We start from the raw sequence: 10,410 nt of genomic DNA on the forward strand, positions 1-10,410 counted from the left end.
GGCGCCTTCTTGCTCACCCTCGCCCTGCCAGCGTTGCAGCAGCCGCTGCACCGCGCGCCGATCGTGCGGCTGTACGCGAAAGCGCAGCCGCGTGTCGGAGGCCACCGCGCCGACGGTCGCCACCAGGTCGAGCTGGCGCTGCGTCTCGTGGCGGACCTGCGATTGCGGTTCGGTCTCCGGCACCCAATCGCTGAGCAACTCGTATGGGTTCTCGCGGCAATGCGCCAGCCGCAGCGGAATGCCGGCCATCGTGCACAGCAGCGCGGCCGGCAACGGGTTCTGGCTGTAGACGGTGAAGATCACCGCCGCATCGAAGCGCGCGGCCTGCAGCCGCTGCGCCCACGGCAGCACGCTGCTGGCCGTGCGGTTGCCGGTGCCGTTGCCCTTGACCCAGGGCGCATCCCACGTCAGCAGCGTGTCGATCATCGGCAGGTGGCTGGCCAGCGCCGCGGCGCCGCTCGAGGTCAGCAAGGTCAGATGACGGGACGGGTCGCTGTCCTTCAGTGCCTGCATCGCGGGCGTGGTCATCAACACATCGCCCATATTGTCCAGCCTCACGCACAGGATGCGTTTGGCGTCGCGCCATGCCGTCATCGTCATGAGGCCTCCGCCCGGCAACGTTCGGCGTGCCGCACCGTGCCGCCCAGATGACGGACCACGATGCGCGCGGCCTGATCCAGATCGGCAACGACATGCTCGGGCGTGCGGTACGGCCCGCGCACCCACTCGGTCTCGTTGCCGCAATCGACCAGGATCGTGTGGCAACCGGCGCGCTGGCCGGCCTCGATGTCGTCGAGGATGTCGCCGATCATCCAGGACCGGCGCAGATCGAAATGCAGCAGCGTCGCGGCGTTGCGCAGCAACCCCGGCAAGGGCTTGCGGCACAGGCAGGTGCGGGTGAAGCGCGGCACCACGCCTTCCGGATGGTGCGGACAGAAGAAGAAGCCCGACAGCCGCGCGCCGTGGGTCGCGAACAGCTCGCCGAGGCGCCGACGCATCGGTGCCAGCGCCTCCGGCGTGAAGCGGCCGAGCGCGAGGCCCGGCTGGTTGGACACCACCACCAGCGGCACCCCGAGCTTGCCGAGCCGGCGCAGCGCGCGCGCGGCGCCGGGTGCGAGCCGCATCTTGTCGGGGTCGACGTTGTACGGCACGTCCTGCAGCACCGTGCCGTCCTTGTCCAGCAGTACCGCGCCGGGGAGTCCGGCGAGTGCGCTGCCTGCTCCGGCCCGAACGGCGGCGCCAGGGTCGTCGATCACGGCCACGACGTTTCCTTCATCGGCAGCACCATGACCTCGGGGATCACGGTCTCTTCGGGCTGCGTCAGCACGAAGCGCACCGCTCGCGCGACATTGGCCGGGTCCTGCAGGTTGGACTGGTCGATATCGGCGAAGCGGTCGAGAAGGAATGGCGTGCGCATGCCGCCGGCGACGATGGCCGACACCTTGATGCCGTGCGGCCGCAGTTCCGCGTGCAGCGCGTGCGAGAAGCCCAGCAGCCCCCATTTGGTGGCGTGGTAGGCCGAGGCATTGGGCCAGGCGCGTTTGGACGCGGTCGACGCGATATTGACGATATGGCCCCCGCCCTGCGCCTTCAGCATTGGCACCACCGCGTGCGACATCAGATAGGGGCCGTACAGATTGACCATCAGCACGCGGTGCCAGCGTTCGGTTTCGACCTCGTCGACCGGCAGCGTGATGTCGATGGCGGCGTTGTTGATGATGCCGTCGAGGCGGCCGCTGCGTTCGCGCACCTGCTCGAAGGCCGAGCGCACGGCGGCCGGCTCGGCCACGTCGAAGGACAGCGAATAGGCCCGCTCGCCGCTGGCATCGAGCTTCTCGGCGCAGTTGCGGGCCAGGGTTTCATCGACATCGGCAACCACCAGGCTGGCGCCCGCGGCCGACAGGTTCTGGCAGATCGCGGCGCCCAGCCCGCGCCCTCCTCCGGTCACGAGAAAGGTCTTGCCTTGCAGGCTGGCGTCTGGCGCATCGGTCATTTCGGCTCCTGAAGTTGGCTTGGAAGGCTTGACCGGATGGGCGCGCACGGGATCGGCGCGTTCGACGGGCAGGACGGAAAGGGGGAATGCACGGCACCGCTCCCCATTTCCGGTTGCCCGCCGCTCCGTGCGACGGCGGCGAATCCGGTTCTCTGTGGGGATGCCTTCAGCGAATTGCATGCCAGACGCGTGATGGCGCCGTGGCTTGCCGTTTCGGGGGAAACGGTTCCCCCCATGTCAGGAGTTACATGGGGGGTGTTGGCGTTTATGCCTTGGCTGGTAAAAGTTGCAGGGCGGGTGGTGGCGGCGGGTCGCGCTCTCCCCGGCCCTCTCCCGCAAGCGGGAGAGGCAGAACACCGGCGGCTTGCGTACGGCTTGCGGTTTTGCTCCCCTCTCTCGCTTGCGGGAGAGGGGTTGGGGGAGAGGGTATTGGGCACCGGCAAACCACCGTGGCAACGGACACGCCCTTGCCCTCTCCCCCGCCCTCTCCCGCAAGCGGGAGAGGGAGAACACCGGCGGCGTGCGGAGGCGCTGGGTAAACCCGAACCGATGTAGGACCGGTGGCTCCCTACTTCTCCGCTCTGCGCCTTTGCTGCGCCACGGCCCGCAACAGCGCCGCGACGCTCAGCGCAAAGGCCTCGTCGTACCAGGGGTTCGCGCCGCTGACCGCCACCACGATGCCGTCGAGCACCACCGCGCCGCCCAGCATCGACTCCTCGGCGCGCAGCAGGTGCGGCGCCCGCGCCTGGATCTGGTCGGTCGCCATGCCGGTGCGCCAGGCGACCTTGGCCTTCTCGCGGGCGTACCAGGCATAGTCGGCGTCCCAGCGTTCCCGTCCCGGTGTCGAATACTCGAACAGGATCGCCTGCTCGAACGGGCAGTCCGCCGGGCACTTGCCCGGGTCCATCACCACCACATGCAGGAAGCCGCCCTCGCCGACCTCGCGGTCGCGCACCGCCGCTTCGAGCATCGGCATCGCCAGCGCGACGGCGCGCTCGGCGCTGGCCGCATCGGCGAAACGGCTGCCCAGCGCCATGCCGGGCGAGGCGGTGGCGCCGGGCACGTCGGCGGATCGGGAAGGCGTGGAACTGGGCAGGTCGGGCCTGTCATGAGGCTGCATGGTTTCTCCTCGATCGGGAAATGAGAAGTGGAAAATCAAGCGAAATTCGACGAACCGCGACCGCGGCCCCGCAGGCCCCCGCGCTAACCTCGCGGCCCCGGCACCGTGGCGTCGGCATCGCGATGCCGCACCATCGAATGGATCGCGATCACCAGCTCGCCGATCTGCACCGGCTTGGACAGGTGCACCTGGAAGCCGGCCATCATCGCGCGCATGCGGTCCTGCGCCTCGGCATGGCCAGACAGCGCGATCGCGCTGAGGCGGCAGGCCAGTGGCACGTTGCGGTCGGTCTCGAGCCGGCGTACGCGCCGCAGCACGGTGTAGCCGTCCTCCTCGTCCAGCGCGATATCGCACAGCAGTACCTCCGGCCAGTGCTGCGGATCGGCCTGCTCGAGCAGGGCCAGCAGATCGTCGCCGCGGCCGAAGGCCTGTGCTTCGGCGCCATAGTCCTCCAGCGTGCTGGTCAGCACCTCGCGGGTCGGTTCGTCGTCGTCGAGCACCAGGATGCGCAAACCCTTCAGCGCATCGGCAGCGGGCAGCGTCGATGTGACATCCGGCGGGGCCACCGGCGGCGGCACCGGCGCTTCGCGAATCGGCCGCAGTGGCATCGCCATCCGATAGCCGTGGCCATGCGGGTCGGCCGTCAGGCGGACGGCATGGTCCTCCAGCAGCCCCTCCAGCTCGCGCATATCGGGCAGCGGCGCCTGCCGGTCCGGCGCGGCCACGTACAGCGACGCCTCGCCGCCCTGCCGCTCGAGCCGCAGCTCGATGCGTCCGCCCGGCTCCATGTCGTCGATCAGCGCATGGCACAACTCCCACACGGCCTTCTGCACGACGCCCGGATCGCCGGTCACGCGCAGTTCGGCCTCGCCGAGCACGGTAAACAGATTGACCTGCCGCTCGGCGATCAGCTCACGCAAGCCGTCGACCACCGCGGCCACGATCGCCTCCAGCCGGATCGGCTGCAGCGCCAGCTTCTGCTCGGTGCGTTCCAGTTCGCGCTGCTGCTGTTGCAGCCGCCACATCTGCGCGTAGACGCCGCGCCGCGCCAGCAACGCATCGTGGGTACCTTCTTCGACCACGCGGCCATGCTCCATCACCAGGATATGGTCGGCATCGGCGATGGTCGACAGCCGGTGCGCGATGATCAGCGCGGTGCGGCCCTTGGCCACTTCGGCCAGCTCGCGCTGGATCGCCCGCTCCGAACGCGTATCGAGGGCCGAGGTGGCCTCGTCGAACACGACGATCGGCGGCTTCTTCAGCAGCGCGCGCGCAATCGCCACGCGTTGGCGCTCGCCGCCGGACAGCCGTACGCCGCGTTCGCCGACGCGAGTCTCGTAGGTGTCGGGCAGCCGGTCGATGAAGGTGTCGAGCTGCGCGGCGCGCGCGGCCTCGACGATATCGGCACGGGTCGCGCCCTCGCGGCCATAGCCGATGTTGTAGGCGATGGTGTCGTTGAACAGGATGGTGTCCTGCGGCACGATGCCGATCACCTCGCGCAGGCTCTGCTGCGTGACCAGCCGCAGGTCCTGTCCGTCGATGCTGATCTTGCCGCTGTCCGGCAGATAGAGCCGGAACAGCAGCCGCGCCAGCGTCGATTTGCCCGAACCGCTGCCGCCGACCACCGCCACGGTCTGTCCGGCGCCGATGCGGATACTGACGTCCCACAGCGTCTGCCGGCTCGGGTCATAGCTGAAGTTGACGTTCTCGAACACGATTTCGCCGCGGGACACGTGCAAGGGCCGCGCGCCCGGCGCATCGTGGTCCTCGCCCGGCGGCCCCTGCGCATCGAGCAGCGCGAACAGCCGCTCGACCTGCGTCATCGCGTCGTTCGACTCCCGGAAGATGAAGCCCAGCGTATTGAGCGGCAGCACCACCTGGATGATGTAGGCGTTGATCAGCACCAGGTCGCCAACGGTCAGCGCGCCGGTGACGACGCGCTCGGTGGCCAGCAGCATCACTGCCGCCACGCCCAGCGCAATACAGCAGCTCTGGCCGACATGCAGCGCGGACAGCGCATACTGGTTCTCGACGCTGGCATCGACCCAGCCTTCGAGCAGCCCCGAGAGCCGCTTCGTCTCGAACTTCTCCCGCGCGAAGAACTTGACGGTGTCGTAGTTCAGCAAGCTGTCGACCACCTTGCTGTTGGTCTGCGCCTCGACCGCATTGACCTTGCGCTGCACCTTGGTCCGGCGCCGCGTCATCACGAAGGTGTACCCCGCATACAGCGCGAACGTGACGACGATGATCGCCGCAAAGGCGCCGCCATAGGCCGCGATCATGATGATCAGGACCGAGCCGATCTCCATCAGCGTCGGCACGATCGTAAAGACAGCAACGCCGAGCAGGAAGCCGATTGCCGCGGTGCCCTTCTCCAGGTCGCGGATCACGCTGCCGGTTTCGCGGCGCGCATGAAAGCGCGCGCCCAACGCATGCAGATGCGAGAACGTGCGCTCCATGAAGGTCGCCACGGTACGCTGCGTGACCGGCGCGAAGACGACGTCGCGCAGTTCGTTGAACGCATTGCCGAGCAGGCGCAGCGCGGCATAGGCCAGCACCAGGAAGACCGGCATCGTGATCGCCGCGCCGGCCATCGCGGCGGCACCGGTGGCTACCGGGGCGACATCGTCGACCACCAGCTTCAGCACTAGCGGCACCGCCACCGCGGCGGCCTTGGCCAGCACCAGCAACAGCACCGCGACGCCCACGCGCGCACGAAAACGCCAGATCGTTGCCCACAGCTCGGCTGCGATCCGGCGTTTGGAGGCGGGAGTGGGATGTCCGTTGGTCGTCGCCATCGTCTCTCTGGTTGGGGGCGGCGCGGAGCGGACCGCTCAGGCCGTCACGAACGGTTGTCGACCTTCGGCGCGTCCGGCGTGGTGCTGCCCGGGTCGCGCAGGTCGCCCTCCCCGACACCCGGCGGGAACTGCCCGCGGCGGATCTGGCGGAAGGTGTCGTTCGGCCCGCTGGGCTCCGGCGTGGTCGTCGCGCCGCGCACCAGTTCAGGCTCGTCGTCCTTCTCGCCCGGCTGGCGATGCGACTGCGCCGATTCCCACGCTTCGCGCGGTTGCTGTTCGGCGGGGTGCTGGCCATGGCTTTGGTCCTGGCTTTGGTGCTGGCTTTGGTCCTGGCTCTGACGCTGGCCTTGGTCCTGGAATTGACCTTGGCTCGCCCCCTGCTCCGCTCGCAGACCGGCCGGCGGCGTCTCGCCCGTGCCACCCTGCTGCCGCGGTTCGCCCGCCCTCTGGCCCTGCATCCGTGCCTGGTCGCCCTTGCTGACGCCCTCGTGCGTGGTGGTGTGCTGGCCCGGCGTCAGCAGCACGCCGAGGTCGCGCTCACCGTTCGCGGCTGCACCGGTACCCGCCTGACTACCGTGGCGATCCTCGTCCTGCCGGACCGACTGATCGATCTCGCTGCCCGGATCCTCGTTGCCGGTCGGGTTCAGTGCGCCTTCGCCCAACTGGCCGGCACGCTCGTGCGGCGCGGTCTCCTGCAGCGGCCTTGGCGTACCAAGCGGGTCGAAGTCCGTCCAGCGGCCGTTCTCCCACTGCCCCTCCGCCTGTTCGAGTTCGCGCCCGCCTTCCAGGCGGATCAGTTCGGCCGCGGTTTGCAGCCGTTCGGGCTCGACGCGCGCGGCCAGCAGCACGCCGGGCGGGCGCGCCAGCTGCTCGGCGGCCTGCGGCGTGCCGATCGTGAAGATCGACACGTCCCATACCGAAAATCCGTGTCCATAAAGCCCTCGCGCCGCGCGCTCGGCGTCGGCGAAGGATTCGAAACGCCCTGCCACGATGGTCGACATGATTGGCTCCTGGGTTCGGCAACGACATTCCCGGTGTCGTGCAAGGAATGCGCCCGCGCGTGCCGTGCGGACCTGGCGCGCCCCGTCGTCACGGCGGCATCGGTTGCCCATGTCGAACTTGCAACACGCACACCGAACTACACGGCCTCATCCGATCCGCTTCCGCGCGAGCCCGGCGTGCCGCCGTCGCGGCTACCGTCGCCACGGCGCTCCTTCGATCCGAGCTCGGCCGCTACCTCTTCCTCCAGGTCGTGCCGCGCTTCCTTCTTGGCAACATGCGTCTGCAGCGCGTCGTCGAGCCCGTGGGTTTCCTCGATATCGCTCTCGCGCTCGGCCAGCTCGGACAGTTGCCGGTAGAACGCCGCCAGCTTCTTCAGGTCCTCTTCGTCCAGATCCTCGATCGACACCAGCCGGCTGCTGGCGTGGCGATGCGAGGCCAGCAATTCGTTCAGCTTCAGATGCACCGCCAGCGAATCCTTGTTCTGCGTCTGCTGAATCAGGAACACCATCACGAAGGTGATGATCGTGGTAGCGGTATTGATCACGAGCTGCCAGGTCTCCGAGTAATCGAACATCGGGCCGGTCACCGCCCACAGCAGCACCACGCCTACCGCCAGCGCAAAGGCGATCGGTGAGCCGGCGCCCCGGGTGGCATGACCGGCAAACCATTCGAAGGCATGCATCACCCTGCGTCGCCAGCCCGGCCGGTCTTCCTCCAAGGAGCCGCTACCGGCGCCATTGGCATTGCCGTTGGCGGACTTGCCGTTGATCACTTCGCGGGCGACGCTGGCGAGGCGTTCGCGGTCGGTACTGGCTACATCGGGCATGGCAGTTCTCTAGGCGCCTCCCGGCATCGCGGCCTGCAGCAAGCAAAGCGCGCCCCGCCGGACAATCGGCAATACCTCGACATACGGCAAGTTCCATACCTGCCTCGGCAGCACGGGGCGCACGGGACACGTCAATGACACGCCAATGACGAAAGAGACTGCGCTTCGGCGCCGCCGCCACCATGCGCCGTACTTTTTACAAGTGCCGGCGGCAAACTTTTCAGGTCGAGCATGTCCGGCACGGCGGCCACGCGCGTCGCTTCGCATGCCGCCCCTCGCGCACAACGGTACGGTTCTTGCGGTTCCTTGCCCGGTCGGACAATGGTCCGGCGCAGTGCGCGGCGCGTGCCGCCACTCGGTACGCAAGGAGGGACAGATGAGCAACGGCAGCAATCAGCGCTACCCCGGCGGCTACGGTGGCTACGGCAGCGGTCCGGGGCGGGATCAGGGGAGCGGCAGCGAATGGTGGCGTGACAAGGACGGTGACGATATGGGCGAAGAAATGCGGTTTGGCGAGTACGGCGACGAAGGCGAATCGCGCGAACAATACGGCGGCCGCGAGCAATACGGCCGCGGGCAATCGGGCCGTGGCCAATCGGGCGGTCAATATGGCGGTCAATATGGCGGTCAGCGCCAGGGTCAAGGCCAACAGCGCTATGGGCAGGGCCAAGGACAGGGCCAGCAACGCTTTGAAAACGAACGCGAACGGTGGCGCGATGAATGGGGCGCCGGACGTGGCGGCGGCGATCGTTCGCGCAGCGGCGGCGGCGGTTCCTCGTACGAACAGCAATCGTCGCCGCGCTATCGCGGCGGCGGCCAGGGCCGCTACGACCCGACCGACATGGGCGGCGCGCGCAATCCCTACAGCAGCGGCTATGCCGGCTACGACCCCAGCGGCGGCGGCGTGGAGCGCTACGGCATGTACGGCGTGCGCGATACCGGCCGAGATGATGGACGGATGGGCCAGAGCTCCGGTGAAAGTTCGATACAGGGCTATGGCGGCCAGCAATACGGCGGCTATGGGCGCGAGCAGGGACGAGGCGGAGGCGGCGGCGACACGTGGCGCGACCTCGAGGCGCGGGAACGTCTGCGTCGCGGCAACGAGGCCGGCTATGGCGGCGGCTACTACGGCAGCAGTTCGAGCGGCGGCCAGTCGTACAGCGGCGGACAGCGGACCTATCCGGGCGACCCCGGCTATCGCCAGAGCGGTACCTCCGGCTATGGCGGCAGTTCCGGCCAGGGCGGCCGCGGTTATGGCCTGGAGAGCTACGAATCCGGCGGCCGGGGGCGTTCGCAGTATCAGTCGGGGTATGGTTCGCAATCCGGGTCGCAATACGGATCGCAGTACGGGCAAGGGCAGCAATACGGCGGCCAGCAATCCCAGCAGTACGGCCAGCAAGGCCAGCAATACGGGCAACAGCAGCGCCGCCGTCGCGTCGGCCCGAAGGGCTATCAGCGCTCGGACGAGCGCATCCGCGAGGACCTGTGCGAGCGGCTGTCCGATGTGCCGATGGTCGACGTCAGCCAGGTCTCGGTCGAGGTCAGCGGCGGCGCCGTGACGCTGACCGGCACGGTGCGCGAGCGGCACGAGAAGTTCGTCATCGAGGATATCGCCGATGAGATCTTCGGCGTCCAGGAAGTCCACAACCAGATCCGCGTGACGCGCGACAGCATGGGCAGCGCGGGCGCCGGTTCGGAGGCCGGCGGCGACTATCGCAGCAGTGGCGGCGGCATGTCTGGCACCCTTGGCTCATCGGGGACATCGGGCTCATCGGGGTCCACCTCGGCCACCTCCACCGGCTCGCCGCTGTCTTCCGGCACGATGGGCACGTCCGGCACCACGGGCAGCACAGGAACGATGGGAACATCCGGCACGACGGGGACGGCGGGGACGACCGGCGCATCCGGTTCGTCGGTCTCCTCGGCCTCGGGCAGCACGCCCGATATCGGCGACGGGCTCGGTTCGACCGGCAAGGGAACCAATCGCTGACCCCGCTGGAACGGCGCACGTGGGCACCAAGACCCTGGCCAAAGGCAGCAAGCTCCGCGCCCCGATCGCGGAGCTGCGGCCGACCCAGATCACGGTCGGCGCGCTGCATGTCAAGCGCAAGATGCAGACGACGCGCCGCCAGCCCGAGGACCGGCTCGAGGCCTTTTTCGACAAGCACCGCATTCACGTGATTGTGGGACCGCAGCACGTGCTGTGGGTCGTGGACCATCACCACTGGGTGCGGGCGTGGCACGAGCTCGGCTTCGAGATCATCCCGGTGTTCGTGCGCAAGGACCTGAGCGACCGCTCCGAGGACGAGTTCTGGGAGTACATGCTGCGCCGCCATCAGGTCCACCCCTACGACGAGCACGGCCGGCGCCAGCCGCTGTCGGCCCTGCCGCGCTCGGTCGCCGGCATGCGCGACGATCCGTATCGCAGCCTCGAGGCGTTCGCCCGCATCGCGGGCGGCTACCGCAAGGTCAAGCAGGCGTATCCGGACTTCAAATGGGCGGACTTCTTCCGCCGCGAGATTCGCGGGCCGATGGACAACCCTGAGTGCTTTGCCTACGCGCTGGCGCTGGCCGTCAAGGCGGCCAGGAGTCCGAAGGCGCGAGGACTGCCTGGCTATATCGGCAAATAAGTCGGGAAGGTCTTGTCGCCCCCGGGTCTTTGTCGCCCCCG

The 10,410-nt window shown here is 68.5% G+C and carries 9 protein-coding genes; 2 read left to right on the top strand and 7 right to left on the bottom strand.

Features of this window, described 5'->3' with window-relative positions; genetic code table 11:
* From B551_RS06395 to B551_RS25515, 7 genes are all read right to left on the bottom strand, one after another.
* The coding region (locus B551_RS06395) for a glycosyltransferase family 9 protein (protein WP_023263704.1) at window positions 1-600 on the bottom strand (600 nt) is incomplete at its 3' end.
* On the bottom strand, window positions 597-1,253 hold the full coding sequence (locus B551_RS06400; protein ID WP_052511278.1) for an HAD-IIIA family hydrolase: 657 nt from the start codon (window positions 1,251-1,253) through the stop codon (window positions 597-599). The genes B551_RS06400 and B551_RS06395, both read right to left, overlap by 4 nt.
* Window positions 1,253-1,993 carry an SDR family oxidoreductase gene (locus B551_RS27010; RefSeq protein WP_006575706.1) on the bottom strand — a complete coding sequence of 247 codons (741 nt, stop codon included), beginning with the start codon at window positions 1,991-1,993 and terminating at the stop codon, window positions 1,253-1,255. The genes B551_RS06400 and B551_RS27010 overlap by 1 nt, the downstream gene beginning before the upstream one ends.
* A 568-nt stretch (window positions 1,994-2,561) precedes the next feature.
* Complete coding sequence (locus tag B551_RS06410) at window positions 2,562-3,029, bottom strand: heme-binding protein (RefSeq protein WP_043437758.1); 468 nt, start codon at window positions 3,027-3,029, stop codon at window positions 2,562-2,564.
* 167 nt (window positions 3,030-3,196) lie between these two features.
* Window positions 3,197-5,911 (bottom strand): ABC transporter transmembrane domain-containing protein, encoded by a 2,715-nt coding sequence (locus B551_RS06415; RefSeq protein ID WP_006575708.1) that lies wholly within the window; start codon window positions 5,909-5,911, stop codon window positions 3,197-3,199.
* A gap of 44 nt (window positions 5,912-5,955) precedes the next feature.
* Entirely contained in the window at window positions 5,956-6,912 is a 957-nt protein-coding gene (locus B551_RS26855; RefSeq protein WP_006575709.1) for a hypothetical protein, read from the bottom strand.
* A gap of 137 nt (window positions 6,913-7,049) precedes the next feature.
* Complete coding sequence (locus B551_RS25515; RefSeq protein WP_172682443.1) at window positions 7,050-7,595, bottom strand: low affinity iron permease family protein; 546 nt, start codon at window positions 7,593-7,595, stop codon at window positions 7,050-7,052.
* Between the two features lie 520 nt (window positions 7,596-8,115).
* On the opposite strand from B551_RS25515, the gene B551_RS25110 reads away from it, so the two are divergent.
* Complete coding sequence (locus tag B551_RS25110) at window positions 8,116-9,729, top strand: BON domain-containing protein (protein WP_006575711.1); 1,614 nt, start codon at window positions 8,116-8,118, stop codon at window positions 9,727-9,729.
* Window positions 9,730-9,748: 19 nt separating this feature from the next.
* Window positions 9,749-10,369: a ParB-like protein gene (locus B551_RS06445; protein ID WP_006575712.1), complete on the top strand. Its 621-nt coding sequence runs from the start codon at window positions 9,749-9,751 to the stop codon at window positions 10,367-10,369.
* Window positions 10,370-10,410 lie beyond the last annotated feature (41 nt).

Origin of the sequence: Cupriavidus sp. HPC(L) (assembly GCF_000307735.3) — a bacterium.
Taxonomy (GTDB): domain Bacteria; phylum Pseudomonadota; class Gammaproteobacteria; order Burkholderiales; family Burkholderiaceae; genus Cupriavidus.

Excerpts from the sequence above, each read along its gene's own strand:
- B551_RS06415 (WP_006575708.1), bottom strand. The coding sequence starts at position 5,911 with ATGGCGACGACCAACGGACATCCCACTCCCGCCTCCAAACGCCGGATC.
- B551_RS06410 (WP_043437758.1), bottom strand. The coding sequence starts at position 3,029 with ATGGCGCTGGGCAGCCGTTTCGCCGATGCGGCCAGCGCCGAGCGCGCC.
- B551_RS26855 (WP_006575709.1), bottom strand. The coding sequence starts at position 6,912 with ATGTCGACCATCGTGGCAGGGCGTTTCGAATCCTTCGCCGACGCCGAG.
- B551_RS27010 (WP_006575706.1), bottom strand. The coding sequence starts at position 1,993 with ATGACCGATGCGCCAGACGCCAGCCTGCAAGGCAAGACCTTTCTCGTG.
- B551_RS25110 (WP_006575711.1), top strand. The coding sequence starts at position 8,116 with ATGAGCAACGGCAGCAATCAGCGCTACCCCGGCGGCTACGGTGGCTAC.
- B551_RS25515 (WP_172682443.1), bottom strand. The coding sequence starts at position 7,595 with ATGCATGCCTTCGAATGGTTTGCCGGTCATGCCACCCGGGGCGCCGGC.